Source organism: Dactylosporangium thailandense (genome assembly GCF_059739745.1).
The window spans coordinates 11055588-11080928 of the sequence record NZ_AP029195.1; the positions used below are offsets into that span (position 1 = coordinate 11055588).

General features: G+C 73.3%; 24 protein-coding genes. 21 read left to right on the top strand and 3 right to left on the bottom strand.

Features of this window, described 5'->3' with window-relative positions; all coding sequences use genetic code 11:
* Positions 1-54: 54 nt before the first annotated feature.
* Positions 55-921, bottom strand: a complete 867-nt coding sequence (locus tag AC6JBM_RS49565; protein WP_497980498.1) for a hypothetical protein — start codon at positions 919-921, stop codon at positions 55-57.
* Positions 922-987: 66 nt separating this feature from the next.
* On the opposite strand from AC6JBM_RS49565, the gene AC6JBM_RS49570 reads away from it, so the two are divergent.
* The 10 genes from AC6JBM_RS49570 (at position 988) to AC6JBM_RS49615 (ending at position 14479) form a co-directional block, all read left to right on the top strand.
* Entirely contained in the window at positions 988-1719 is a 732-nt protein-coding gene (locus tag AC6JBM_RS49570; protein WP_497980499.1) for a beta-phosphoglucomutase family hydrolase, read from the top strand.
* Positions 1716-4073, top strand: a complete 2358-nt coding sequence (locus tag AC6JBM_RS49575) for a glycoside hydrolase family 65 protein (protein ID WP_497980500.1) — start codon at positions 1716-1718, stop codon at positions 4071-4073. Before AC6JBM_RS49570 ends, AC6JBM_RS49575 begins: the two co-directional genes overlap by 4 nt.
* A 15-nt stretch (positions 4074-4088) precedes the next feature.
* The gene (locus AC6JBM_RS49580) at positions 4089-6062 is read left to right on the top strand and encodes a TIGR03960 family B12-binding radical SAM protein (protein ID WP_497980501.1); all 1974 of its coding nucleotides are present in this window, start codon (positions 4089-4091) and stop codon (positions 6060-6062) included.
* A gap of 70 nt (positions 6063-6132) precedes the next feature.
* Positions 6133-6879, top strand: coding sequence for a TIGR03936 family radical SAM-associated protein (locus AC6JBM_RS49585; RefSeq protein WP_497986715.1), 747 nt, complete (start codon positions 6133-6135; stop codon positions 6877-6879).
* A 172-nt stretch (positions 6880-7051) separates the two neighbouring features.
* Positions 7052-9928: an Rne/Rng family ribonuclease gene (locus AC6JBM_RS49590; protein WP_497980502.1), complete on the top strand. Its 2877-nt coding sequence runs from the start codon at positions 7052-7054 to the stop codon at positions 9926-9928.
* A gap of 130 nt (positions 9929-10058) precedes the next feature.
* On the top strand, positions 10059-10373 hold the full coding sequence (rplU, locus tag AC6JBM_RS49595; protein WP_345136130.1) for a 50S ribosomal protein L21: 315 nt from the start codon (positions 10059-10061) through the stop codon (positions 10371-10373).
* A gap of 10 nt (positions 10374-10383) precedes the next feature.
* The gene (rpmA, locus tag AC6JBM_RS49600) at positions 10384-10641 is read left to right on the top strand and encodes a 50S ribosomal protein L27 (protein ID WP_350619430.1); all 258 of its coding nucleotides are present in this window, start codon (positions 10384-10386) and stop codon (positions 10639-10641) included.
* Between the two features lie 231 nt (positions 10642-10872).
* Positions 10873-12321: a GTPase ObgE gene (gene obgE, locus AC6JBM_RS49605; protein ID WP_497980503.1), complete on the top strand. Its 1449-nt coding sequence runs from the start codon at positions 10873-10875 to the stop codon at positions 12319-12321.
* 69 nt (positions 12322-12390) lie between these two features.
* Complete coding sequence (locus tag AC6JBM_RS49610; protein ID WP_497980504.1) at positions 12391-13314, top strand: GNAT family N-acetyltransferase; 924 nt, start codon at positions 12391-12393, stop codon at positions 13312-13314.
* A gap of 16 nt (positions 13315-13330) precedes the next feature.
* Positions 13331-14479, top strand: coding sequence for a hypothetical protein (locus tag AC6JBM_RS49615; protein ID WP_497980505.1), 1149 nt, complete (start codon positions 13331-13333; stop codon positions 14477-14479).
* Here the strand turns inward: AC6JBM_RS49615 and trpS are convergent.
* The gene (trpS, locus tag AC6JBM_RS49620) at positions 14412-15437 is read right to left on the bottom strand and encodes a tryptophan--tRNA ligase (RefSeq protein ID WP_497980506.1); all 1026 of its coding nucleotides are present in this window, start codon (positions 15435-15437) and stop codon (positions 14412-14414) included. The two genes, AC6JBM_RS49615 and trpS, sit on opposite strands and share 68 nt — an antisense overlap.
* 291 nt (positions 15438-15728) lie before the next feature.
* Here trpS and AC6JBM_RS49625 point away from each other — a divergent pair, with 291 nt between their 5' ends.
* Both AC6JBM_RS49625 and AC6JBM_RS49630 read left to right on the top strand, forming a co-directional pair.
* Positions 15729-15902, top strand: coding sequence for a hypothetical protein (locus AC6JBM_RS49625; RefSeq protein ID WP_497980507.1), 174 nt, complete (start codon positions 15729-15731; stop codon positions 15900-15902).
* Positions 15899-16408 (top strand): hypothetical protein, encoded by a 510-nt coding sequence (locus AC6JBM_RS49630; RefSeq protein ID WP_497980508.1) that lies wholly within the window; start codon positions 15899-15901, stop codon positions 16406-16408. Before AC6JBM_RS49625 ends, AC6JBM_RS49630 begins: the two co-directional genes overlap by 4 nt.
* A gap of 18 nt (positions 16409-16426) precedes the next feature.
* Here the strand turns inward: AC6JBM_RS49630 and AC6JBM_RS49635 are convergent, their stop codons facing one another.
* Positions 16427-16639 carry a DUF397 domain-containing protein gene (locus AC6JBM_RS49635; RefSeq protein ID WP_497986716.1) on the bottom strand — a complete coding sequence of 71 codons (213 nt, stop codon included), beginning with the start codon at positions 16637-16639 and terminating at the stop codon, positions 16427-16429.
* A 113-nt stretch (positions 16640-16752) separates the two neighbouring features.
* On the opposite strand from AC6JBM_RS49635, the gene nadD reads away from it, so the two are divergent.
* From nadD to AC6JBM_RS49680, 9 genes are all read left to right on the top strand, one after another.
* Positions 16753-17346 (top strand): nicotinate-nucleotide adenylyltransferase, encoded by a 594-nt coding sequence (nadD, locus tag AC6JBM_RS49640; protein ID WP_497980509.1) that lies wholly within the window; start codon positions 16753-16755, stop codon positions 17344-17346.
* Positions 17347-17427: 81 nt separating this feature from the next.
* A complete protein-coding gene (gene rsfS, locus AC6JBM_RS49645) occupies positions 17428-17811 on the top strand; it encodes a ribosome silencing factor (protein WP_433080130.1) in 384 nt (127 codons plus the stop codon).
* Positions 17808-18407 carry a histidine phosphatase family protein gene (locus AC6JBM_RS49650; protein WP_497980510.1) on the top strand — a complete coding sequence of 200 codons (600 nt, stop codon included), beginning with the start codon at positions 17808-17810 and terminating at the stop codon, positions 18405-18407. Before rsfS ends, AC6JBM_RS49650 begins: the two co-directional genes overlap by 4 nt.
* A gap of 47 nt (positions 18408-18454) precedes the next feature.
* Complete coding sequence (locus AC6JBM_RS49655; RefSeq protein WP_350619450.1) at positions 18455-18835, top strand: hypothetical protein; 381 nt, start codon at positions 18455-18457, stop codon at positions 18833-18835.
* Between the two features lie 37 nt (positions 18836-18872).
* The gene (locus AC6JBM_RS49660; RefSeq protein WP_497980511.1) at positions 18873-19739 is read left to right on the top strand and encodes a DegV family protein; all 867 of its coding nucleotides are present in this window, start codon (positions 18873-18875) and stop codon (positions 19737-19739) included.
* Positions 19740-19791: 52 nt separating this feature from the next.
* Positions 19792-20445 carry a ComEA family DNA-binding protein gene (locus AC6JBM_RS49665; RefSeq protein ID WP_497980512.1) on the top strand — a complete coding sequence of 218 codons (654 nt, stop codon included), beginning with the start codon at positions 19792-19794 and terminating at the stop codon, positions 20443-20445.
* A complete protein-coding gene (locus AC6JBM_RS49670; protein ID WP_497980513.1) occupies positions 20442-22712 on the top strand; it encodes a ComEC/Rec2 family competence protein in 2271 nt (756 codons plus the stop codon). Before AC6JBM_RS49665 ends, AC6JBM_RS49670 begins: the two co-directional genes overlap by 4 nt.
* A 4-nt stretch (positions 22713-22716) precedes the next feature.
* Positions 22717-23694 carry a DNA polymerase III subunit delta gene (holA, locus tag AC6JBM_RS49675; RefSeq protein WP_497986717.1) on the top strand — a complete coding sequence of 326 codons (978 nt, stop codon included), beginning with the start codon at positions 22717-22719 and terminating at the stop codon, positions 23692-23694.
* Entirely contained in the window at positions 23691-25235 is a 1545-nt protein-coding gene (locus tag AC6JBM_RS49680; RefSeq protein ID WP_497980514.1) for a hypothetical protein, read from the top strand. The genes holA and AC6JBM_RS49680 overlap by 4 nt, the downstream gene beginning before the upstream one ends.
* The last annotated feature ends 106 nt before the right edge of the window (positions 25236-25341 follow it).

Genomic DNA, 25341 nt, shown 5'->3' on the forward strand with positions numbered 1-25341 from the left:
GGGGGATCGGGTGTTCCCAGCACCCGTCCCCCGGGGCTGTTCTAGTTGTCGCGTCTAGTTGTCGCGGGTGACGATCGCCGCCCGGATGCTCTGCATCGAGCGGGAGGCCTCGTCGACGGTCTTGCCGGCGAAGACCGCGATCGCGATCACCCCGTGGTCGGCCCAGCCGCACACGGTGGCCGAGCGGCCGTCGAGGCGGGACGCGGCGCAGCGCTGCTCGCCGCCGAGCATCCCGGGGTCGACCTCGCGCACGTTCTGCACCTGGATCTTCGTGCCCAGCTTGCGCAGGCTGGCCTCGAGGTCGCGCGACGGGTTCGTGATGAACCGGGTGGCCCCGAACACGATGATCTTCGCCTTGCCGTCGGTCGTGTCCTGGTACGCCACCGTGAACCCGGACTCGTCCAGGTGATCGGAGGTCAGCGCGGTCTGCAGCTGCTCGGCCGTCTTCTTCGTGCCGGCGTCGTTGAGCCGGCTCAGCCCGGCCACGCTCGCGTCGACGTTCACCGAGGCCGGATACTGCACCCACCACGGCCGCGCCCACGCGTAGGAGCCGCCGCAGCAGCCCGCGCACAGCACGAGCAGGAACAGCATCACCCACGGCCACTTGCGACGCCGGCGGCGCCACTGCGGCGGGGGCGGCAGCGGGCCGGGGCGGTAGCCGGGCGGCAACGGGCCGTAACCGGGCGGGACCACGGGGACATAGCGGATCTCGGGGGGCCGTTGCCGGGCGGGCGCGGCCGGGAGATCCAGGGTGCGCGGCACCGGCGGCATCTGGCGGGTCTCCGGCTGGGCCGGGAGGTCGAGCGTGTCCTCCCATTGGCGGCGCCGGCGGGACCCGTCCGACGGCACGGAGGCGGAGCCGACCCACGTGGGGGAGGCCGGCTGCCGCTGGGTCGGCGACTCGTCCGGCGGTTGTGTCACAACTCGAAGGCTAACGACCCCGCGCACGCCGCGCAGAGTTCGCCGTTCGCGGCTAACGTCGGGATCGTGCTGGGTCTACCGGATCATGTGACCGCGTGCCTGTTCGATCTCGACGGTGTGCTGACCCCGACGGCGGTGGTGCACAACAAGGCCTGGACCGCGACCTTCAACGAGTTCCTCGAGGCCAGGGGCCTGCGGGAGTTCGACCCGGTCCACGACTACAACGACTATGTGGACGGCAAGCCCCGCGAGGCCGGCGTGCGGGACTTCCTGACGTCCCGGGGCATCTCCCTGCCCGAGGGCACCCCCGACGACTCGCCAGATGAACAGACCGTGAACGGGCTGGGCAACCGCAAGAACGAGCTGCTGCTGAAGCTGCTCGAGCAGGGCGGGCTCCAGCCGTATCCGTCCTCGGTGACCTACCTGGAGCGCGCGCAGGCGGCCGGACTGCGCCGGGCGGTCGTGAGCTCCAGCGCCAACACGCTGCAGGTCATCACGTCGACGGGACTGGCGCCGATGCTGGAGGCCCGGGTCGACGGGGTGACGATCCGCGAGCGCGGGCTCAAGGGCAAGCCGGCCCCGGACACGTTCCTGGAGGCGGCGCGCGAGCTGGGCGTCGAGCCCGCCCGGGCCGCCGTGTTCGAGGACGCCCTCGCGGGAGTCGCGGCCGGCCGGGCCGGCGGGTTCTTCGTGGTGGGCATCGACCGGATCGGCGGCGAGCACGGCGAGGACCTGCGCCGAAGCGGTGCCGACGTGGTCGTACGAGACCTGGGCGAGCTGCTGGGGGAGCAGTCATGAGCGCCTTTCCCGTCGAGCCGTGGGCCGTGCGCGAGACCAGCCTCGACATCAACGCGCTGGGCCAGACCGAGTCGCTGTTCTCCCTGGCCAACGGCCACGTGGGGCTGCGCGGCAACCTGGACGAGGGCGAGCCCTACGGCCTGCCCGGCACCTACCTCAACTCCTTCTTCGAGGAGCGCCCGCTGCCCTACGCCGAGGCCGGGTACGGCTTCCCGGAGGAGGGGCAGACGATCCTCAACGTCACCAACGGCAAGGTCTTCCGGCTGCTGGTCGACGACGAGCCGTTCGACGTGCGGTACGGGCGGCTGCACAGCCACGAACGGGTGCTCGACCTGCGCGCCGGCACCCTGCTGCGCAACGTCGACTGGTCCTCGCCCGCCGGCCAGCGGATCAAGGTGCGCACGGTCCGGCTGGTCTCGCTGGAGCAGCGCTCGGTCGCCGCGTTCCTCTACGAGGTCGAGCCGGTCGACCAGCCGGCCCGGGTCATCGTGCAGTCCGAGCTGGTGGCCAACGAGGAGGTGCCGACGCCGAGCAAGGACCCGCGGGTCGCCGCCGCGCTCGGGCACGCGCTGGTCGCCGAGGGGCAGTACGTCCGCGACCTCAACGCCCAGCTGCTGCACCGCACCAACGCCAGCCGACTGCGCCTCGGCGCCGAGATGGACCACGAGGTCACCGCGCCCGTCCCGGTGCGCACGCAGACCGAGACCACCGAGGACTGGGCCCGCACCACGTTCGCCTGCGAGCTGCAGCCCGGCCAGCGGCTGCGGATCGTGAAGTACCTCGCCTACGGCTGGTCCAGCCAGCGCTCCCGGCAGGCGATCCGCGACCAGGTGCACGGCGCCGTGGCCGGGGCCATGCTCGGCGGCTGGGACGGGCTGATCAAGGCCCAGCGGACCTACCTGGACCAGTTCTGGACCCAGGCCGACGTGGAGGTCGACGGCGACGCGGAGATCCAGCAGGCGGTCCGCTTCGCGCTGTTCCACCTCATGCAGGCCGGGGCGCGCGCCGAGGCCCGCCCGATCGCGGCGAAGGGGCTCACCGGGCGCGGCTACGACGGGCACGTCTTCTGGGACACCGAGAGCTTCGTGCTGCCGGTGCTGACGTACACCCACCCGCAGGTCGCCCGCGACGGGCTGCGGTGGCGCCACGACACGCTCGACCTGGCCCGCGACCGGGCCCGGCAGCTGGGGCTCAAGGGCGCCACCTTCCCGTGGCGGACCATCCGCGGCCAGGAGTGCTCGGCCTACTGGCCGGCCGGGACCGCCGGATTCCACGTCAACGCCGACATCGCCGCGGCCGTGGTGCGCTACGTGCAGGCGACCGGCGACACCCGCTTCGAGGCCGACCTGGGGCTGGAGCTGCTGGTCGAGACCGCCCGGCTGTGGCGCTCGCTCGGCCACCACGACCGCCACGGCGTGTTCCACATCGACGGGGTGACCGGGCCGGACGAGTATTCGGCCATCGCCGACGACAACATCTACACGAACCTCATGGCGCAGCAGAACCTGCGCTCGGCGGCCGACGCGGCGGAGCGGCACCCGGAGAAGGCCCGCGAGTTCGGGGTCGACGACGAGGAGATCTCCTCGTGGCGCGACGCGGCGGAGAAGGTGCACCTGCCCTACGACCACGACCTCGGCGTGCACCAGCAGTCGGTGAACTTCACCCTGCACCAGGAGTGGGACTTCGCGAACACGCCGCCCGAGCACTACCCGCTGCTGCTGCACTACCCGTACTTCGACCTGTACCGCCGCCAGGTGGTCAAGCAGGCCGACCTCGTGCTGGCGATGCACTGGCGCGGCGACGCGTTCACGCGGGAGGAGAAGGCCCGCAACTTCTACTACTACGACGAGCGCACGGTTCGTGACTCCTCGCTGTCGGCGTGCACCCAAGCGGTCATGGCGGCCGAGGTCGGGCACACCGAGCTCGCCTACGACTACCTGGGCGAGGCGGCCTTCGTCGACCTCTATGACCTGCAGCACAACGCGGGCGACGGGCTGCACATGGCTTCGCTGGCCGGCACCTGGCTGGCGATCGTGGCCGGCTTCGGCGGGATGCGCGACTACGGCGGGGAGCTGTCGTTCGTGCCCCGGCTGCCCGCGCGGATCGAGCGGCTCAAGTTCGCGCTCACCGTCCACGGCGACGTGCTGCGGGTGGAGGTCGAGCACGGGCGGGCGACGTACTCGGTGGACGAGGGCGAGGTCGCACTGCGCCACCACGGCGAGCGGGTGTCGGTGAAGGCCGGCGAGCCCGTCACGCTGCCCATTCCCGACCCGCACCCCGGCACGCCGGCCCCGAAACAGCCCCGCGGGCGGGCACCCCACCGGCGGCAGCGAGAGGAAGGTGTTCCCGGGTAGGTACTCTGGTATTCCGTGAGTGTGACGAGCGTCTTCCCCCAACTCGAGCGACTGCTGCCGCGGATCAGCAAGCCGATCCAGTACGTCGGCGGTGAGCTCGGCGCGGTCGTGAAGGACTGGGACTCGGTCACCGTCCGCTGGGCGCTGTCCTACCCGGACGCCTACGAGGTCGGTCTGCCCAACCAGGGCGTGCAGATCCTCTACGAGGTGCTCAACGAGCAGCCCGACGTGCTCGCCGAGCGCACCTACGCGGTCTGGCCCGACCTCGAGCAGCTCATGCGCTCCGAGGGTGTGCCGCAGTTCACCGTGGACGCGCACCGGCCGGTCACCGCGTTCGACCTCTTCGGCGTCTCGTTCTCCACCGAGCTCGGCTACACCAACCTGCTCACCATGCTCGACCTGGCCGGCATCCCGCTCGACGCGCGCGAGCGGGACGCCCGGCACCCGATCGTGGTCGCCGGCGGCCACGCGGCGTTCAACCCGGAGCCGATCGCCGACTTCATCGACGCCGCCGTGCTCGGCGACGGCGAGGAGGCGGTGCTCGAGATCACCGGCATCGTCCGCGAGTGGAAGGCGGAGGGGGAGCCCGGCGGCCGTGACGAGCTGCTGCTGCGGCTGGCCCGCACCGAGTCGGTCTACGTGCCGCGCTTCTACGACGTGGACTACCTGGCCGACGGGCGCATCCAGCGCGTCGTGCCCAACCGCGCCGACGTGCCCTTCCGGGTGCACAAGCGCACCACGATGGACCTCGACGCCTGGCCGTATCCGAAGAAGCCCCTGGTGCCGCTGGCCGAGACGGTGCACGAGCGCTACGCGGTGGAGATCTTCCGCGGCTGCACGCGCGGGTGCCGCTTCTGCCAGGCCGGCATGATCACGCGGCCGGTGCGCGAGCGCAGCATCACGACGGTGGGGCAGATGGTCAAGGAGGGGCTGGAGTTCTCCGGCTTCCACGAGGTCGGGCTGCTCTCGCTGTCCTCGGCCGACCACTCCGAGATCGGCGACATGTGCTCGGGGCTGGCCCAGCAGTACGAGGGCACGAACGTCTCGCTGTCGCTGCCCTCCACCCGGGTGGACGCGTTCAACGTGACGCTCGCCCAGGAGCTGTCCCGCAACGGGCGGCGCACCGGGCTCACCTTCGCGCCCGAGGGCGGCTCGGAGCGGATCCGTCAGGTGATCAACAAGATGGTCACCGAGGAGGACCTGATCCGGACCGTCGTCACCGCCTACACCAACGGGTGGCGGCAGGTGAAGTTGTACTTCATGTGCGGTCTGCCCACCGAGACCGACGACGACGTGCTGCAGATCGCCAAGCTCGCGCACGAGGTCATCCGCTCCGGGCGCTCGGCCACCGGCTCGCGGGACATCCGCTGCACGGTGTCCATCGGCGGGTTCGTGCCCAAGCCGCACACGCCGTTCCAGTGGGCGCCGATGGAGGAGCCGGAGGTCATCGACCGGCGGCTCAAGGCGCTCAAGGAGGCCATCAACTCGGACCGCTCGCTGGGCAAGGCCATCGGCTACCGGTACCACGACGGCGAGCCCTCCCAGGTCGAGGGCCTGCTCAGCCGGGGCGACCGGCGCGTCGGGGCGGTCATCCGGCGGGTCTGGGAGAACGGTGGGCGCTTCGACGGCTGGTCGGAGCACTTCTCCTTCCGGCGCTGGGTCGACGCGGCGGCGGAGGTGCTGCCGGCCTACGGCGTCGACCTGGCCTGGTACACCACCCGCGAGCGCGAGCAGCACGAGGTCCTGCCCTGGGACCACCTCGACTCCGGCCTCGACAAGGACTGGCTCTGGCAGGACTGGCAGGACGCCCTGACCGGCTACGAGCAGGACGACTGCCGCTGGACCCCGTGCTTCGACTGCGGCGTGTGCCCCAGCCAGGACACCGAGATCCAGATCGGCCCGACCGGGCGCAAGCTGCTCCCGCTCACGCCGGTCGGCGGGCTGCGCGTGCCCGGGGCCGGAGCTGGGATCGGGCACACGCATGGCTAAGCGGCAGCCGGAGGGCAACCAGGACCCGGTGGTGCAGCGGATTCGGCTGCGGTACGCCAAGCGGGGCCCGCTGCGGTTCACCTCCCACCGGGACTTCGCGCGCGCGTTCGAGCGGGCGCTGCTGCGGGCCAACGTGCCCATCGCCTACTCGCAGGGCTTCACCCCGCACCCGAAGGTCTCCTACGCGTCCGCCGCGCCGACCGGGGTGGCCAGCGAGGCGGAGTATCTGGAGATCGGCCTGCGGGCCGTCGTCGAGCCGGACGAACTGCGCCGGGCCCTCGACGCGGCCCTCTCGCCCGGCCTCGACGTGCTGGAGGCGGTCGAGTCGCCGCTCACCGGCGGGGGCAGCCTCGCCGACCGCATCGACGCGTCGACCTGGCGCATCGAGCTGCCCGGGATCTCCGGGGCGGACGCCGCCGTCGCCGTCCGCGCCTTCCTCGACGCGCCCGAGGTGCTGGTCGACCGGCTCACGAAGCAGGGCCGGCGGACCTTCGACACGCGGGCCGCGGTGGTCCGTCTCGACGCCTCTGATCTTGAAATTCTGTCAGATTCCACCAACGATGACCTACCTTCCGAGGTCACCGACATACCGTGTGCGATACTCGACCTTGTCGTGCGGCAGGTGACCCCGACCGTGCGACCCGACGATGTGCTGTCCGGTCTGCGCGTTGTGGCCGACCTGGAGCCGCCGGTTCCGCCCCGTGCGACCCGACTGGCTCAGGGAGTGCTGACCGAGCAGGGTGAACTCGTCGATCCGCTCGCCCAGTCCGGCGACGGGGATCGGCCGGCGGCCGTCGTAGGAACTTCGTCGCAGTAGACGACGGGTGATCCGCCAGGTGGCGGGCCGCCGGTCGCCGGGCACGAGGTTGGCAGACTTTCGGCGGATCGTCCGCGTGAGCGGATACCTCCGCCGGCACAACATATATGCGGTGCCCCCGTGTGGCTGCGTTGCTACGCGCCCGGGAGCGCCAGAACTGGAGAACGTCCGCATGTTCGACAACGAGTCGGCGAGCGGCGAGACCACCGGCGACGAGCCGGTGGCTGCTGCCGCAGCCAGCGAAGACGAGACCACCGCCCCCGTCCGGCGCACACGGCGCCGGACCACCAAGGCCACCGCGGCCGCCTCCGCCGAGGCGCCCGCGGCGGAGGCCCCCGAGACCCCGGCGGCCGCGGCTTCGGCCGAGGAGCCGGCCCCCGCGCCCACCCGCCGCCGGCGGAAGGTGACGCCGGCCGCGGAGGCCGCCGAGACCGGCGAGTCCGGGCAGCAGGCGCTGCCGCTGGACGAACCGCCCGCGCCCGTCAAGGCCACGCGGGCCCGGCGGACCCGCACCAAGGTCGTCGAGCCCGAGCCGCTTCCGGAGCCCAGTTCCGAACCTCCGGCCGAGCTTCCGGCCGAGCTTCCGGCCGAGCCTCTCGCCTCGGTCGAGGCCGAGGTCGAGGCCGGGCCGCTGCCGGTCGCCGAGGCCGAGGAGCCGCTGGGCGAGGAGCTCGCGTCCGAGGACGCCGAGCAGGACGCCGACACGCCCGAGGAGCTCGAGCCCCTGGTCGTGGAGGAGCCGCCGGCGCGCCGGGGCCGCCGCGCCGCGCCCGTGCAGCTGCTGTTCATGCCGCCCAGCGAGCAGGTCGCGCCGGTCCGGGCCGAGCGGCCCGCGCCCGTGTCGGCCGCCGAGGACGAGGAGATCGCCGAGGAGGAGCCGGTCGGCCGCGGTCGCCGGCGCCGCCGGGGCCGGGCCGCCGCCGAGGAGGCCGTGGCCGAGGCGCCGGTCGAGGCCGTCGAGGCGCCTGTCGAGACCGACGAGGCCGAGACCGACGAGGACGAAGAAGAGGACGAGGACGCCTTCGAGGGCACCGGGCGCCGTCGGCGCCGGCGGGGCCGGCGGGGTCGCGGCCGGGGTCGCGGCAACGGCGTCGACGACCTCGAGGAAGGCGAAGAGGGCGCCGAGGCCGAGGGCGAGGGCGAGGAGGGCGCCGCCGACGAGGAGGCGGAGGCGTCCGCCGACGAGGAGGGCGACGAGGACGGCGAGGGCCTGACCCGCCGCCGGCGCCGCCGCCGGCGCAAGGGCTCGAGCGACACCGAGGCCGCCGACGACCCGCACGTGGTCGTCAAGATCCGCGAGCCGCGCTCCGCCGCGCGCGACGAGGTGCAGGGCGTCTCCGGCTCGACCCGGCTCGAGGCCAAGCGCCAGCGCCGCCGGGACGGCCGCGAGCAGCGCCGCACCCGCCCGCCGATCCTCAGCGAGTCGGAGTTCCTGGCCCGCCGCGAGGCCGTCGACCGCACGATGGTCATCCGGCAGAAGAACGACCGCACCCAGATCGCGGTGCTCGAGGACAAGGTGCTCGTCGAGCACTACGTGACCCGGGCGTCGTCGAGCTCGATGGTCGGCAACGTCTACCTCGGCCGGGTCCAGAACGTGCTGCCCAGCATGGAGGCGGCGTTCGTCGACATCGGCCGGGGCCGCAACGCGGTGCTCTACGCCGGCGAGGTCAACTGGGACGCCACCGGGCTCGAGGGCCGCACCCGCACCATCGAGCAGGCGCTCAAGTCCGGCGACTCGGTGCTCGTGCAGGTCACCAAGGACCCCATCGGCACCAAGGGTGCCCGCCTCACCAGCCACATCGCGCTGTCCGGGCGGCACCTGGTCTACGTGCCGAACGGCAACGCCTCCGGCATCAGCCGCAAGCTCTCCGACGTGGAGCGCAAGCGGCTGCGTGACGTGCTCAAGAACCTCGTGCCCGACGGCGCCGGCGTGATCGTGCGCACCGCGGCCGAGGGCGCCTCCGAGGACGACCTGGCCCGCGACGTCAAGCGGCTGCAGGCGCAGTGGGAGGCCATCCAGGAGAAGTCCGGCGGCAGCAGCGCGCCGGCGCTGCTCTACGAGGAGCCCGAGCTCGTCGTGCGGGTCGTGCGCGACCTGTTCAACGAGGACTTCCGCGAGCTGGTCATCCAGGGCAACGAGGCCTTCGAGTCGGTCGAGCCCTACCTGTCGCACGTCTCGCCCGACCTCGTCGACCGGGTGCACCGCTACGCCGGTGCCACCGACGTCTTCGCCGACCTGCGCATCGACGAGCAGCTGATCAAGGCGCTGGACCGGCGGGTGTTCCTGCCCTCCGGCGGCAGCCTGGTCATCGACCGCACCGAGGCGATGACCGTCATCGACGTCAACACCGGCAAGTACACCGGCGCCGGGGGCAACCTCGAGGAGACGGTCACCCGCAACAACCTGGAGGCGGCCGAGGAGATCGTGCACCAGCTCCGGCTGCGCGACCTCGGCGGCATCATCGTCATCGACTTCATCGACATGGTGCTGGAGTCCAACCGCGAGCTGGTGCTGCGCCGGCTGACCGAGTGCCTGGGCCGGGACCGGACCAAGCACCAGGTCACCGAGATCACCTCGCTCGGCCTGGTGCAGATGACCCGCAAGCGGGTCGGCCAGGGCCTGCTGGAGGCCTTCAGCGAGACCTGTGAGGTCTGCAAGGGCCGCGGCCTGATCATCCACACCGAGCCGATCCCGGAGAAGCGTGGCGGCGGCGGTGGGGGCGGCGGCAACGGTCACGGCCACGCGGTGGCCAAGGTCGCCTCGGCCGCGAGCTCGCCCGGCGTGACCAGCGGGGTCGAGGAGGCCGACGCGCCCGCGCCGCGCAGCCGTCGCCGGGGTCGCCGCGGGGCCACCGCCGTCGCCGAGGAGGCGCCGGCGGAGGAGGAGACCGCCCAGGCCGCGGCGGACGCGCCCGAGGAGGCGGACTTCACGCCGATCGCCTCGGAGGACGACCCCGACAACATCGACGAGGACGAGGACGAGGGGTCGGGCAACGGGGCCCGTCGCCGCACTCGCCGGGGTGGCGTCCGTCGCCGGACCCGCCCCTGATTTGGGGAGTACGCCACCCGTGGCGTACTCTCTCTAAAGCGCACTTTCGTGCGCGAGGTCTTTTGCGTGCCTGTTGCGGCACGCATCCCGGACCAGCCCGCCAGAGCTCTACGACAGGAGTCCGCGTCTCATGTACGCGATCGTCAAGACCGGCGGCAAGCAGTACAAGGTCGCCGAGGGCGATGTGATCGAGGTCGAGAAGCTCGCGGGCGAGCCGGGCGATGCGCTGACGCTCTCCGCTGTCCTGCTTGTCGACGGCGAGGATCTCATCACCGATGCGGCCAAGCTTGCCAGCGCCGCGGTGACCGCTGAGGTCGTCGCGCACACCAAGGGTCCGAAGATCCGGATCCACAAGTTCAAGAACAAGACCGGCTACCACAAGCGCCAGGGTCACCGTCAGCCGCTGACCCAGGTGAAGGTCACCGGCATCTCCACCGGGAAGTAGGGCAAGCGCGATGGCACACAAAAAGGGTGCGTCCAGCTCGCGGAACGGGCGCGATTCCGCCGCCCAGCGGCTCGGCGTGAAGCGGTTCGGCGGCCAGCTGGTCAACGCGGGTGAGATCATCCTCCGCCAGCGCGGCACCAAGTTCCACCCGGGCGACCTCGTCGGCCGTGGCGGGGACGACACGCTGTTCGCGCTCGCCCCGGGTCACGTGACCTTCGGCACCAAGCGTGGTCGCAAGACGGTCAGCATCACTCCGGCCGAGGGCTGATCTCGCGGGTTTCCGACGGCGGGCAGGGGCATAAACGCTCCTCGCCCGCCGTTGCTGCGTTTCAGGAGTCTTCCCGTCCGTCGGGCTGATGCTTGGGGCGGCGTGACCACACGCGGACCTGGCAGCGTCGGCGCGCAGCGCCGAGCGGTGTCTCGCGGGAGGAACGGTCCGCACCACCGCGGGCCCGAGTCATGATCTTTGTTGGATCTTTGGTTGAAAAGGTGAGCTGCGGTGACCTCGTTCGTTGACCGGGCCGTGCTGCACGTGAAGGCCGGCGACGGCGGTCACGGCTGCGTGTCCATCCACCGGGAGAAGTTCAAGCCGTTCGGCGGCCCCGACGGCGGCGACGGGGGGCACGGCGGCAGCGTCACGCTCATCGTCGACCCGGGCGTGCACACCCTGCTCGACTTCCACTTTCACCCGCACCAGAAGGCCCGCAACGGCAACGGCGGGGCCGGCAACGACCGCGACGGGGCCAACGGCGAGACGCTCGAGCTGCGGGTGCCCGACGGCACCGTCGTGCAGACGCTCGACGGCGACGTCATCGCCGATCTCGTCGGGGTCGGGACCAAGTTCGAGCTGGCCCGCGGCGGGCGCGGCGGGCGCGGCAACGCCTCGCTGGCCAGCACGCGGCGCAAGGCCCCGGGCTTCGCCGAGCTCGGCGAGCCGGGCGAGCAGCTCGACGTCGTGCTCGAGCTCAAGAGCGTCGCCGACGTCGGGCTCGTCGGGTTCCCCTCGGCCGGCAAGTCGTCGCTGATCGCGGCCATCTCCGCGGCGCGGCCGAAGATCGCCGACTACCCGTTCACCACGCTGGTGCCGAACCTCGGGGTCGTGCAGGCCGGCGACGAGACCTACACCGTGGCCGACGTGCCGGGGCTCATCCCGGGCGCGGCCACCGGCAAGGGGCTCGGGCTCGAGTTCCTGCGGCACATTGAGCGCACCGCGGTGCTCGTGCACGTCGTGGACACCGCGGCGCTGGAGACCGAGCGCGACCCGCTCTCGGACATCGACGCGATCGAGGCCGAGCTCGCGGCGTACGGGGGGCTCGAGGACCGGCCGCGGCTCGTCGTGCTCAACAAGATCGACGTTCCGGACGGGCGGGACCTCGCCGACATCGTGCGGCCCGAGCTCGAGGAGCGCGGGTTCGACGTGCACCAGGTCAGCGCCGTGACCCACGAGGGGCTGCGGGAGCTCACGTTCGCCGTGTCCGAGCTGGTCAAGCAGCACCGGCTGGCCGCACCGGCGCAGGAGCGGACCCGGATCGTGCTGCGGCCCGTGGCCGTCGACGACAGCGGGTTCACCGTCGAGCGCGACGCCGAGGGCGTGTTCGTGGTCAGGGGCGGCGCGCCCGAGCGGTGGGTGCGCCAGACCAACTTCGACAACGACGAGGCCGTCGGCTACCTCGCCGACCGGCTCGCCCGGCTCGGGGTCGAGGTCGCGCTCAAGAAGGCCGGCGCCGAGCCCGGCGCTCCGATCCGAATTGGCGCCCGTGAATTCGATTGGCAGCCGAATCTTTTCGCCGAGGAGGAGTTCATGCCCGGCAACCGGGGCACCGACTACCGCCTCGAGGAGCCCAACCAGCGGGTCGGGGCTGCTCAGCGCAAGGCCATGCGGGCCGAGCGCCGCCGCCGCTTCGAGGAGCTGGAAGGTTCCCCTTCGGGCGACGACGACGACTTCTGACCCGCTCCGCAACGCGAATTGCCCGGTGAGTGAAACATCGGGGAAATCGAGGGTGCGTACCGTCGTTCCATGTTGATCGAGCAACGTCCATCGGGCGACTCGGAGGTGATCGCGCTCGTGGTCGACCAGCAGGTCGAACTGCGGGCGCGCGACGGTGGCCGGGAGGGCCACGTGTACGCGGTCGACCCGGCCGCCCGCTATCTGGTCGCGGTCGTCGGCGGCGAGGCCGTGGCCTGCGGCGCGCTGCTCGCCATCGACCTGGACGCGGCCGAGGTGACCCGGCTCTACGTCCGCCCGGGGTACCGGGGCCGCGGCCTCGGCCGCCGGATGCTCGCCGCGCTCGAGGACCTCGCCGCCTCCCGCGGCCACCGGGTGCTGAGACTGGAGGCGGGGGTCACCGCGCCCGAGGCCATCGCGCTGTTCCTGGGAGCCGGCTACCGGCCGATCCCGCGGTTCGGGCGATACGTGAAGTACGAGGCCAGCCGGTGCTTCGAGAAGCGCTTCGACGAGACCGGGCGGGACCTGTCGGTGATGCGCCGGGCGGTGACCGATCCGGGCGTCGCCGAGCTCGTGACGCTGGCGGCGGACGAGGCCGCGCACCGCTACGGCGATCCGCAGGCCCGCCGGTTCCCGCTCGACCCGCGCGCGAAGTTCGTGGTCGCCTCGGTCGACGGGGTCGCCGCCGGGTGCGGGGCCATCCAGCCGCTGGACGACCAGACGGTCGAGGTCAAGCGGATGTACGTGCGGCCGGCCTACCGCGGCAACGGGATCGCCCGGCGGCTGCTCGCCCTGCTGGAGGACCTGGCCGCGGGCTCGCACTACCTGTTCATCCGGCTCGAGACCGGCGCGCGGCAGCCGGAGTCGATCCGATTGTACGAATCGGCCGGTTACCGACCGATTCCACCGTATGGGCCGTACGTACACAGCCCGCTCAGCCTCTGTTACGAAAAACTCGTGATTGCCCCCGAGCCCATCGCGTCGGAGCTCGGCTGAGGCTAGTGTCGCTTCGGTGGGCATCCTCGAGCGGCTGACCCGACCGGCCCGTTCACCACGGGAGCGCTTCGCCGACCAGGTCCTGGCCGAGCTGCGCAGACTCGGGTTCACCGACGCAGAATTCCGCCCGACCCAGTTCGCCATCGTCTGCGAATGCGGCCAGGACGCGTACAGCACCCTCTTTCTGTCGAAGGCGTTTTCGCAGTACCAGCGCAAACCCGGCGACCGCAAACAGTTCGTGCGGGAGTTCGTGGCGCACAGCCTCACCCCGCCCGCGCAGCCGGCCACCTTCGCCGAGGCGCTGCCCGAGCTGCGCCTCGCCCTGCGCCACGCCGCCCGCGGGACCCGCACGCTGCGCCGGCCCGCCCTGCCGCACCTCGACGAGGTCGTGCTCGCCGGGGACGTGCCGCTGGACATCGACAGCCCAGGTCGCTGGGGGGTGAGCGCGGAGGCGATCTTCGCCGCGGCCCATACCCGCACGCTCGCCCGCGCGGAGCTGCCCGCGGCGGCCGGGTTCTTCGGGCCGTCGGTCCTGCACGTGCCCGACTACGACGGCGAGCAGCTGGTCTCGTGGGTGCTGCTGGAGGGCTGGCTGGCCGAACTCGACGAGCAGGTCGGGGGCCGGGCGGTCGCGTTCCTGCCGAGCACGCTGATGCTGCTCGTGTGCGCCGACGAGCCGCGCCTGGTCGAGCAGCTGTACGAGCTCGCGGCGGACGAGTACGCGCGCACGCCGCGGCCGCTCTCGCCGATGGCGTACACGACCGACGACGACGGCCGCGTGGTGCCCTTCCTGCCCGAGCGCGGGCATCCGGCCTACCCGGCCGCGGCGCGGGCCGGCCGGCGGCTCGCCGTCGACGTCGCCGAGCACCAGCGGCGCACCCTGGGCGATCCGCGGCTGGCCGAGGCCACCCTCACCGCCCGGCCGGACGGCTCGGCGTTCACCTCGGCCCAGTGGGCGGTCGGGACGCCGGCGCTGCTGCCCGCCGTGGATCTGGTGGGCGTGTCCGTGCCGGGCGAGAAGGTGTTCCACGTGCCGTGGGCGCTGCTCGTCGAGGCCGATCTCGTGCTCGAGGAGATCGAGTACCGGCCCCCGCGCTTCAGCGTGACGCCGGCACCGTCCCCGGCGTCGCTGGGCTACCTGCGCGAGCGGGCCGTGCGCTTCTGAGGCCCATGGCCGCCTTCACGCGGGCCACGGTCGCGTCGGCGCGTTCGGCGGCGCGCTCGGCCCCGGCGGCCAGGACCTGCTCGATGTCGTCCTCGGTGAGGGCGTGGTAGCGGCGCTGGATCGGCTCCAGCAGGGCGATCACCGCATCGGCGACGGCGGTCTTGAGCGCGCCGTAGCCGGTGTAGCCGGAGGCGATCCGCCCCGGTTCTTCCCCGGTGGCCACCGCGAGCAGCTCCAGCAGGTTCGACACGCCCGGCCGGGTCGCGGGGTCGTAGACGATCTCGTCGGCCGTGTCGGTGACCGCCCGCATGATCTTGCGCCGCAGCACGTCCGGCGGGTCGAGCAGGAACAGCACGCCGTTGCTGGACGCGTTCGTCTTGCCCATCTTCGTCCCCGGGTCGGCGAGGTCGGCCAGGCGCGCGGCGACCTGCGGGTGCGTGGCCCGCGGGACGGTGAAGACGGGGCCGTGGCGCTCGTTGAAGCGCAGCGCGAGGTCGCGCGTGAGCTCGACGTGCTGGCGCTGGTCGCGGCCGACGGGCACCTCGGCGATGTCGTGCAGCAGGATGTCCGCGGCCATGAGCACCGGGTAGGTCAGCAGCGACAGGCGGGTACCGCTGCCGCCGCCCTTCTCCTTGAACTGGATCATGCGGTGCACCTCGCCGTAGCTCGCGGCGCACTCGAGCAGGTAGTGCAGCTCGGCGTGGGCGGGCAGGTCCGACTGGCGGTAGAGGACCGTGCGCCGCGGGTCCACGCCGGAGGCCAGCAGGAGGCCGGCCACCTGCAGCGACAGCTCGCGCAGGCGCTGCGGATCGTGCGGGACGGTCAGGGCGTGCAGGTCGGCGACGAACACGGTCGTGGGCCGGTCCTGGCCCTCCACCACCGGGCGGATCGCCCCGACGTAGTTGCCGAGCTGGAGCGGGCCGGTGGGCTTGAAGCCGGAGATGCGGCGGTCGGACATGGGACTCGTTCCTCCTTGGTGGGGAGCCGCCGGGTCCCGGGCGGTGTCCGCACACACCGAAAAGCCGCCCGGATTCCGGGCGGCCCTGGTGGTCTGTGGGGTTGTCGCGATGCGCGAAGTCTGGCCGCCCCTAGCGGGCGCGCCAGCTGTTCTGTCGGACGGTTCGCGACGACATGGGACCCATAGTAGCAGCGGCCGGGAGATGTCAAGGGGGCGTTGCTGGCCCCTCCCGGGCGGGGGATTTTGGTGTTCGCTGGGTGGGGCGGGGAGGCATCGGCGGGGGAGGAACCTGTGTGGAACTTCGAGAACTCTGAGGAACGGGCCTGGCTGCGGCTGGAGTGCCCGGGGTGTCACGGCTGGCTCGGCATCCCGGCGGCGGTGCCGCGGGGGCCGTCGGCGGACCGGGTGGCGCGGCGGATCGACGCGTTCACCCATCGGCACCGGGCGTGCGGGCGGCGGCCGTGATGCGCCTGCGGCAGTTCCGGCTCCTGGTGGCCGGGGAGGTGCCCGAGACGGCGGCGGACGCGCTGTTCGGGCGGGCGGACGACCTGTGCGTGGAGACGCTGCCCGGCGGCGGGGCGCTGCCCGTCGTGCCGGCCCTGGACACCGGCTCCGGGGTCGGGGCCGGGGCGCGGTGGGTCGCCTGGGTGGCCTTCGACCGGCCGGCGCCGACGCTGGTCGACGCCGTCGTGTCAGGGGTCCGTGACCTGGACGTGGCGGGGCTCGGGATCGCGGCGGCGATCGCGGACGACTCGCTGGTCACCGCGGCGACGGTCGCGGAGCGGGTCGGGCGGCCGGTGGCCGTCGGGCCGGGCCGGGTCTTCGACTGGGGCGAGGTGCTCGAGCGCCTCGGCGGTGACCTCGGCGGGGAGGACGAGGCGGCGTTCGAGGCGGTCACGCTCGCGCTGCGGCTGCGCGCACTCGCGCCGCGGCTGGAGCGGATGGCCCCGATCCGGTCGCTGCTGCTCTAGCCGCCCTCGGCGGGCGCCTCAGACGTCGAACTCGCCGTCCTTGGCGCCCGCCACGAAGGCGTCCCACTCGTCCTGAGTGAAGACCAGGACGGGGCTGGCCGGGTCGGCGCCGTTGCGCAGGCCGATGAGGTCGTCGACGAACGCCACCTCGACGCGGCTGCCGTGGCTGTCGCCGGGCGCCGATCGCCACACGGCGCGGGAGCTGTCGAAGTCGCCCTTGGGGTGGGACATCGTCATGCGCGTCACCGTACCGCTTACCGACCGTGTTCGTCGTACCGGCCGCGCTCGTTCGGGTGATGCTGCACACCTCCCGGCCCCCGCGTTTCGATCATTACGATGCCCTGATGCGTGTTGGCATCATGGGCGGCACCTTCGACCCGATCCACCACGGGCACCTCGTGGCCGCGAGCGAGGTGGCCGACCGGTTCGGGCTGGACGAGGTCGTGTTCGTCCCGACGGGGCAGCCCTGGCAGAAGAGCGAGTTCACGGTCAGTCCGGCCGAGGACCGGTACCTCATGACCGTCATCGCCACCGCCTCCAACCCGCGCTTCACGGTCAGCCGCGTCGACATCGACCGCGGCGGGCCCACGTACACTGTGGACACGCTGCGTGACCTGCGCGACTCGTACGGTGCCGATGCCGAGCTCTTCTTCATCACCGGCGCGGACGCGCTCGGCAAGATCCTGTCGTGGAAGGACGCCGCCGACCTGTTCGAGCTCGCGCACTTCGTGGGCGTGACCCGGCCCGGGTTCGAGCTGAACGCGTCGCACCTGCCGGCCGACACGGTGAGCCTGGTGCAGGTCCCGGCGATGGCGATCTCCTCCACGGCGTGCCGCCGGCGGGTCGCCGAGGGCAAACCGGTCTGGTATCTGGTGCCCGACGGGGTGGTGCAGTACATCGCAAAGCGGGGTTTGTACCGAAAAGTCGGAAACATCTGAGGGGCACAATGTCGTGCTCGCGTGAGAGGCTGGAACCAGCCCGGCGTATCTTGGCCGGGGTGGTCCGACGAAGGGAGTCCGGTGCCCGCCACTGAGCGTGCCCGCGAGCTGGCGCTCACCGCTGCGCAGGCGGCCGCCGACAAGAAGGCCGAGGACATCGTGATCCTCGACGTGGCCGACCAGCTTGTCATCACCGACGCGTTCCTGCTCGCCTCGGCGCCGAACGAGCGGCAGGTCCTGTCGATCGTCGACGCGATCGAGGAGCGGCTGGTGCAGCTGCCGGAGAAGGCGAAGCCGGTGCGCCGCGAGGGTGAGCGCGGCGGGCGGTGGGTGCTGCTGGACTACGTCGACATCGTGGTGCATGTCCAGCACACCGAGGAGCGCGAGTTCTACGCGCTCGACCGGTTGTGGAAGGACTGCCCGCAGATCGAGTTCGTCGACCGCGACCTGCCCGCGACCGCATGACGCTGCTGATTCTGTGGCGGCACGGTCAGACGGAGTGGAACGCGGCCCGGCGGCTCCAGGGGCAGACCGACACGCCGCTGTCCGCCCTCGGCATTGAGCAGGCCGCCGAGAGCGCATCCAGGCTCGCCGCCCTGCGGCCGGCCGTCCTCGTCTCCAGTGACCTGCGGCGCGCCGCCACCACGGCGGGGGCGCTGGCCGCGGCCACCGGGCTGACCCCCACGTTGGACCCGCGGCTGCGCGAGCGCGGGTTCGGCGAGTGGGAGGGGCTCACGCACCCCGAGGCGACCGCGCGCTGGCCCGAGGCGTTCGCCCGGTGGCGGCGCGGCGAGGAGGTCGGCGACGCCGGCGTCGAGGAGATCGGCGCCGTGGCGAAGCGCATGGTCGCGGCGCTGCAGGACGCGGTCGACGCGGCCGGGCCCGACGCCGTGGTCGTGGCCGCCACGCACGGCGCGGCGGCCCGGTTCGCCACCGTGGCGCTGCTGGGGTGGCCGCTGGAATACGCACCCCTGCTCGGCCCGCTGCACAACTGTCACCGCACCCATCTGCGGCACGACCCGTTGCGCGGGTGGATGCTGGACGCGCACAACCTGCCCTGATCGTTCCCGCCCGGAACCGCCCGGGCGGGTCTAGCGTCGAAGGTGTCATGAGGTTTGTAGCGCTGATCGTCGCTGGTGGGCTCGCGCTGGCCGGGCTCGCCGGGTGCGGGTCGACGTCGGAGCCGGTCACGGCGCCGCCGCCGTCCATCGTGCCGCCCGCCCCGTCCTCGGACCTCCCGTCCGCCCGGCCGTCGCTGACCCTCGGGTCGGCCCAGCCGCTGGTCTCGGTGCGGGGCACGGTCAAGGACGGCGTCGAGCCCGGCTGCGTGCTGCTGGCCACCGAGAAGGAGACCTACCTCCTGCTCGGCGGCGACCGGGAGTCGATGAAGAGCGGCAAGACGCTGACCGTCTACGGCACGCCCGAGCCCAGCATGATGACCACCTGCCAGCAGGGAACGCCGTTCCGTGTGAGCCGGGTGGAGAACTAGGCTTCTGGCCGTTTCCGGGATCGGCTACGGTGCGGTGATGACCCGCCCGCAGTCCGCCGTCGCCGTGGTCACCGACTCGACCGCCTATCTGCCGCCGCTGCCCGCCGCCACCGGTGGCCGGCTCACCGTCGTGCCGCTCGCCGTGGTCGTCAACGGCGTGCCGGGCCTGGAGACCGTCGACATCGACTCGGCCACGGTCGCCGAGGCGCTGGGCGCGCGCCGGGTCGCCGTCACCACGTCGAGGCCGTCGCCGGAGGCGTTCGCGGAGGTGTACCGCAAGCTGCTCGACGACGGTGCGGACGGCGTGCTGTCCGTGCACCTGTCGGCGCGGCTCTCCGGCACGCACGACGCCGCGGCCCTGGCCGCCGCGGACTTCGGCGGCAAGGTCGAGGTCATCGACACCGAGTCGACCGGGATGGGGCTCGGCTTCCCCGCGCTCGCCGCCGCCGAGGCGGCCGCGGGCGGGGGCACGCTCGCCGAGGTGCGCGCGGCGGCCGAGGCGGCGGCGGGGCGTACGACCACGCTGTTCTACGTCGACACGCTCGAGTTCCTCCGGCGCGGCGGGCGGATCGGGGCGGCGGCCGCGCTGCTCGGCACCGCGCTGTCGGTGAAGCCGATCCTGCACACGACCTCCGAGGGCGTCGTGGTGCGGGAGAAGGTGCGCACGGCGAGCCGGGCTTTGGCGCGTTTGGTGGATATCGCGGTGGAGTCGGCGGGATCTTCTGACGTCGATGTGGCGGTGCATCATCTGGCCGCCCCGGATCGGGCGGATGCGCTGCTCACGACGCTGAAGGAGCGCATCGGGGGGCGGCTGCGGGAGCTGTACCTGACCGAGGTCGGCGCCGTGGTCGGGGCGCACGTCGGGCCGGGCATGGTCGCGGTGGTTGTCCACAGGGTTTCGTGAGTTATCCACAGGCGGGCGGCGGGGCGGATTCGGCCCGCCTAGCCTCCTGCGCATGGATCGTGTGACGCCGCTTGAGCCCGATGACGACTATCCCTGGGACGAGACCTTCCGGGAGCGCCGAAGACCCCTGACCTCCTCGTTGGCTACCTCGTTCGATCCCGGGCGTCGGGGGGTCCGGGTGTTGCTGGCGGTGGCCGGGATCGTGGTGTGCGTCTCGGCCGGGGTGGTGTGGTTCTCGCGGCCGCACGTGAGCGCGGCTCCCGCCGTGGGCGTGTCGGCGGTCGCCGGGCCGTCGTCGGCCCCGGCGCTGCTCATCGTCTCCGTGACCGGCAAGGTGCAGCGGCCCGGGCTGGTGCGGCTGCCCGCCGGGGCACGGGTCGCCGACGCGATCGAGGCGGCCGGCGGGATCGTGGCCGGGACCGACGTCACCGGGCTCAACCTGGCCCGCAAGGTCGTCGACGGGGAGATGATCGCGGTCGGGGTCCCGGCCGCGCCGGTCGCCGGGCCGGGCTCCGGGCTGGTGGACCTGAACACCGCCTCCTCGGCCGAGCTGCAGAAGCTGCCCGGCATCGGGGAGGTGCTGGCGCAGCGGATCGTCGAATACCGGGAGGCCCACGGCGGATTTCGCGCGGTCACCGATCTGCGGCACGTCGAGGGCATCGGCGACGCGAAGTTCGCGCAGCTCAAGGACAAGGTCACGGTATGAGCGCCGACCTGCGGCTGGTGGGGGCGGCGCTGGGGTGCTGGTTCGCGGCGATCGGCTCGCTGTTCCTGCCCGCGCTGTGGGGCTGGGGGCTCGCCGGGGCCGCGCTCCTGGTCGTGTTCGCGATGTTCCGGGGCTCGCGCTGGATCGTCGCCGCCGTCGCGGCCGGGGTGGCGTGCGGCGCGGCGGCCACGGCGGCGCGGGTGGGGGAGCGGGATGCCGAGCCGCTGCGGGGGCTGGCCGCCCGGCACGCGACGGTGCTCGCCGGGCTGGAGATCACCGATGACCCGCGGCTCGGGCGGGCGCACGTCGGCCGGAACGCGACGGTGGTCGTGCCGGCGCGGCTCGACTGGATCGGGCTCGAACGCGGACGGGTCGAGCTGTCGTCCCGTGTGCTCGTGCTCGCGAGCGACCACGGGTGGCTCGGGCTGCTGCCGGGGCAGCACGTCCGGATCGCCGGCCGGCTCTCGTCGCCGGACGGCGGGGATCTGCGGGCCGCGCTGCTGTCGGCCGACGGGGCGCCGCAGCTGGTCGGCCGGGCGCCGTGGGTGCAGCGGGCGGCCGGGTCGCTGCGCGCCGGGCTGCAGCGGGCCTGCCGGGGGCTGCCGGCCGAGCCGGGTGGGTTGCTGCCGGGGCTCGTGGTCGGGGACACCAGCCGGCTCGATCCCGCGCTCGCCGACGACTTCAAGACGACCGGTCTCACGCACCTGACCGCCGTGAGCGGGGCCAACCTGGCGATCGTGGTCGGGCTGGTGCTCGTCCTGGTGCGGTGGTGCCGGGCCGGGCCGCGGGTCGCCGCGCTCGTGTGCGTGGTCGCGCTGGCCGGGTTCGTGGTGCTCGTGCGGCCCTCGCCGAGCGTGCTGCGGGCCGCGGCCATGGGCGGGCTGGCGCTCGTCGCGCTCGCGCTCGGGCGGCCCCGGGCGGCGGTGCCGGCGCTCGCCGCCGGGGTGCTCGGGCTGGTCGTCGTCGACCCGGAGCTCGCCGTGGACGCCGGGTTCGCGCTGTCGGTGCTGGCCACCGGCGGGCTGGTGCTCATCGCGCCGGGCTGGACCGAGGCGCTGCGGGCGCGGGGCTGGCCGCGGGTGGCGGCCGAGGCGCTCGCGGTGCCGGCCGCGGCGCAGGCGGCGTGCGCGCCCGTGATCGCGGCGATCTCGGCCGGCGTCAGCCTGACCACGATTCCGGCCAACCTGCTCGCGGCGCCCGCGGTCGCGCCGGCCACGGTCGCCGGGCTTCTGGCGGCGGTACTGTCGCCGGTGCTGCCGTCCGTCGCGGCCTTCGCGGCCTGGGTCGCCTCCTGGCCGGCCCGCTGGCTCGTGTTCGTCGCCCATCGCGGGGCCGACGTGCCGGCCGGGCTGCTGCCGTGGCCCGGCGGCACTGGCGGCGGGCTGCTGCTCGGGGCGCTCATCGCGGCGCTGCTGGCCGGGTTCCGGTGGCCCGTCGTGCGGCGCTGGGTGCTCGCCACCGCCGTGGCGGTCGTGCTCGGGGCCGTGCCCGTGCGCTTCCTCGCCGCCGCGTGGCCGCCGCGCGGGTGGCTCGTCGTGGCCTGCGACGTCGGGCAGGGCGACGCGCTCGCCGTCGCCGCCGGCCCGGGCGCGGCCGTGGTCGTCGACACCGGGCCGGCCCCGGACCCGGTGGACGCGTGCCTGCGGCGGCTCGGCGTGCGGCGGGTGCCCCTGCTGGTGATCAGCCACTTCCATGTCGACCACGTCGGCGGGCTCGACGGGGTGCTGCGCGGGCGGCGGGTCGACGGGCTGCTCGCGCCCGCGTTCGCGGAACCGGCCGGGGCCCGCTCGGCCGTGCTCGCCCGCGGGGTGGCCGCCGTCGCGGCGCCGGCGGGCTCCGCGCTGACGGTGGGTGCGGTGCGGATCGACGTGCTCGGGCCGGTGCGTCCGGTGACCGGGACCCGTTCGGATCCGAACAACAACTCGCTCGTGCTGGCCGTCTCGGCGGGCGGGTTCCGGATCCTGCTGACCGGCGACGCGGAGACCGAGGAGCAGCTCAGCCTGCTCGGGCTGGACCTGCACGCCGACGTGCTGAAGGTCGCGCACCACGGCTCCGCGTATCAGGCGCCGGAGTTCCTCGCGGCGGTGCGGCCCCGGGTGGCGCTGGTCAGCGTGGGGGTGGGCAACGACTACGGGCATCCGAACCCCTCGTTGATGGCGATGCTGGCCCGGGACGGGATTCGGGTCATGCGGACCGATCAGCTGGGGGACGTGGCCGTCGTGCGCGACGGCTCCGGGCACCTCGCGGTCGCGGCCCGGGATGCGTGACACGATGGGCCGCGTGTCGAACCTTCCGCGCCTTCGCCTGGTGATCGGCGACGAGGAGCTGCTCGTCTCCCGCGCCGTCGCCGAGACCATCGCCGCCGCCCGTGCCGAGGAGCCCGACACGGAGGTGCGGCAGCGGGCCGGCGGGGAGCTGGTCGCCGGGGAGCTGGCCGAGATGCTGAGCCCGTCGCTGTTCGGCGGGCGGCGGGTCATCGTCGTGCTCGACGGGCAGGACGCGAAGAAGGACGTCTCGGCGGCCCTCATGGCCTACGCGAAGGCGCCCGAGGACGACGTCGTGCTCGTGGTCACGCACGCCGGCGGGGCCAAGGGCAAGGCGCTCGCCGACGGCATGAAAGCGGCCGGCGCCGACGTCGTGCCCGCCGCGAAGATCGGCAAGCACCGCGAGCGGGTCGACTTCGTGAAGAACGAGATCCGGCGGCAGGGCGGCAAGATCGGCGACGACGCGGCCGAGGCGCTGCTCGCGGCGGTCGGCAACGACCTGCGGGAGATCGTCGCGGCCTGCTCGCAGCTCGTCGCCGACACCGGCGGGCGGATCGACGCCAAGATCGTCGCGCAGTACTACAAGGGCCGTGCCGAGGTGTCCGGCTTCAGCGTCGCCGACGCCGTCATGGTCGGCGACACGGCCGGCGCGCTGGAGGCGCTGCGGTGGGCGCTGCACGTCGGCGTCGACCCCGTGCCGATCGCCGACGCCATCGCCGACGGGGTCCGGACCGTCGCCCGGGTGGCCTCCGCCGGCAAGGGCAGCGCATACCAACTCGCCGGGAGTTTGGGAATGCCTCCGTGGAAGGTCGAACGCGCGCAGCGCCAAGCCCGTGGCTGGACGGCCGAGGCGCTCGTTGATGCCATGCGAGCGGCTGCAGAGTGCAATGCCGCCGTGAAGGGTGGATCGGATGACCGCGGCTATGCCCTCGAGCGGGCGGTGTTCGCAGTGGTCGCTGCGCGCGGTGGAGGAATAGGACGATGACGACGAGCAACGGGTTCGCGCAACAGGCTCCGCTCTATGTCCGTGCGCTGCGGCTTCGGCACCTGCACGTGGGCGGGTTCGTGAGTTTCCTGCTGTTCGAGTGCATGATCGCCGCCGGGGTGTTGCTGGCGCTGGCCGAGCTGGTCAGCTGGTGGGCGGTCCCGGTCCTGCCGGCCGTCGTGGCGATCATGGTCAAGGTCAACGACATGGTCATCGGCGGGTCCCGTCGCGCCCGTGCATTGGCGCGCGGAGCGGAGCGGGGTTCACCCGATCGAGCGTCATCCACTCGGGTGGATCCGGATGACCGCACCGGCGAGCCGGCATCGGTTCCCCGGCGGACCGCGACCGCGCTCGATCGCGCCGAGATCGCCCGGGCCGGGCGGGCGGCGGCGCGGGCCGGCGCCGAGGCGCCCGCGGCTCGGGCCGGCTCCGACCCGTCCGCGGCTCGCGCCGGCGCCGAGGCACCCGCCGCTCCCGCGCAGGCGCCGGCCGTCCGGACCCGGACCGTCGAGCCGCCGGCGCAGCGCAAGAAGGTGGGGGTCATCAAGATCTCCGTGCCGGCGAAGGACGCGGGGTCCCGGCACGCGGCCGACGACGATGGCAACCGGGAGGTGGTCGACGCCGGGTACGGGATCTCGCCCGCCTCGGACGACGCTCCGGTTCCCGTGGCGGAGGCCCCGGTGTCGCACGCCGCCCTGGAGACGGCCGGCGAGGAGTGGACCGACACCGACTCGCACGGGTTCCAGCGGTCGCGGCCGCTGCACCCATCGGAGTGGAGCGACCGGCCGGCGCAGGATCGCCGCGCCGACCAGCCGGTGCAGGACCGCTGGCGCGACCAGCCGGCCCAGGACCCTTGGGCGGAGCAGGCGGCCGCGACCTACGCCGAGCCGGTGCGCGAGGCGGCGCCGATGGACTGGCCGACGGAGACCAACGCGTGGGGCGACCAGGCGGCGTGGAACGCCCGGGTGGGCTCCGGCGCGCAGGCCCAGGCCAACTGGGGCGACGAGACGGCGTGGGGCGACCGGGCGGCCTGGGCGGCCGGGGATTACGGGCGCGGGACGCAGTACTCGTCCGCGGCCGACACCGGCGAGTGGGACGACGAGACCGGGTTCGCCGACCAGGCGGCCTGGGGCACTCCGGCGCGGTCGCCGTACTCGTCCGGCTCGACGTGGGGCCAGTGGGAGCCGGGGGCGCCCGACTACGTGTCGGACTACACCGGGGAGACCACGGGGCCGCAGCAGGCCGCTCGCGATCTGGCGGCGCGCGGGGAGGCCTACCGGTCCGGGGAGTCCACCGGAGGGCACCGGCGCTATGACGAGGAGCAGAACCACGGGCACGACACCCGGCCGCTGCACCGGGAGACGCCCGGGCGGCACGCTCGGCAGCAGCCGCCTCCGCCCGGGCGGCGGCGGTCGGACGAGACCGACAACGTGACGTCGGGGCACTTCGGCTCCGGGCGGCACGCGGACCGGGGCTGGCGGTCGGAGGACGAGATGGCTCGGCAGCGTACGGGTGGGGTCAACCAGGGGCGGTTCGCCTGAGGCTTTTGGTCGCCGGCTCGCCTTGAGGGTCGGCAGGTAACCGGTAAATCCGATTTATCCGGCATGTGAGTGTCGGTGGTGTGGCCTTGGAGGATCGGCGGGCTTC

What these genes read in the sequence shown, in the direction of transcription:
- nadD (WP_497980509.1), top strand. Translation starts at nt 16,753, where the DNA reads ATGCGTGTTGGCATCATGGGCGGCACCTTCGACCCGATCCACCACGGG.
- AC6JBM_RS49660 (WP_497980511.1), top strand. Translation starts at nt 18,873, where the DNA reads ATGACCCGCCCGCAGTCCGCCGTCGCCGTGGTCACCGACTCGACCGCC.
- rplU (WP_345136130.1), top strand. Translation starts at nt 10,059, where the DNA reads ATGTACGCGATCGTCAAGACCGGCGGCAAGCAGTACAAGGTCGCCGAG.
- trpS (WP_497980506.1), bottom strand. Translation starts at nt 15,437, where the DNA reads ATGTCCGACCGCCGCATCTCCGGCTTCAAGCCCACCGGCCCGCTCCAG.
- holA (WP_497986717.1), top strand. Translation starts at nt 22,717, where the DNA reads ATGGGCCGCGTGTCGAACCTTCCGCGCCTTCGCCTGGTGATCGGCGAC.
- AC6JBM_RS49655 (WP_350619450.1), top strand. Translation starts at nt 18,455, where the DNA reads ATGAGGTTTGTAGCGCTGATCGTCGCTGGTGGGCTCGCGCTGGCCGGG.
- AC6JBM_RS49665 (WP_497980512.1), top strand. Translation starts at nt 19,792, where the DNA reads ATGGATCGTGTGACGCCGCTTGAGCCCGATGACGACTATCCCTGGGAC.
- AC6JBM_RS49650 (WP_497980510.1), top strand. Translation starts at nt 17,808, where the DNA reads ATGACGCTGCTGATTCTGTGGCGGCACGGTCAGACGGAGTGGAACGCG.
- AC6JBM_RS49590 (WP_497980502.1), top strand. Translation starts at nt 7,052, where the DNA reads ATGTTCGACAACGAGTCGGCGAGCGGCGAGACCACCGGCGACGAGCCG.
- AC6JBM_RS49635 (WP_497986716.1), bottom strand. Translation starts at nt 16,639, where the DNA reads ATGTCCCACCCCAAGGGCGACTTCGACAGCTCCCGCGCCGTGTGGCGA.
- AC6JBM_RS49575 (WP_497980500.1), top strand. Translation starts at nt 1,716, where the DNA reads ATGAGCGCCTTTCCCGTCGAGCCGTGGGCCGTGCGCGAGACCAGCCTC.
- AC6JBM_RS49680 (WP_497980514.1), top strand. Translation starts at nt 23,691, where the DNA reads ATGACGACGAGCAACGGGTTCGCGCAACAGGCTCCGCTCTATGTCCGT.
- AC6JBM_RS49670 (WP_497980513.1), top strand. Translation starts at nt 20,442, where the DNA reads ATGAGCGCCGACCTGCGGCTGGTGGGGGCGGCGCTGGGGTGCTGGTTC.
- AC6JBM_RS49610 (WP_497980504.1), top strand. Translation starts at nt 12,391, where the DNA reads ATGTTGATCGAGCAACGTCCATCGGGCGACTCGGAGGTGATCGCGCTC.
- rpmA (WP_350619430.1), top strand. Translation starts at nt 10,384, where the DNA reads ATGGCACACAAAAAGGGTGCGTCCAGCTCGCGGAACGGGCGCGATTCC.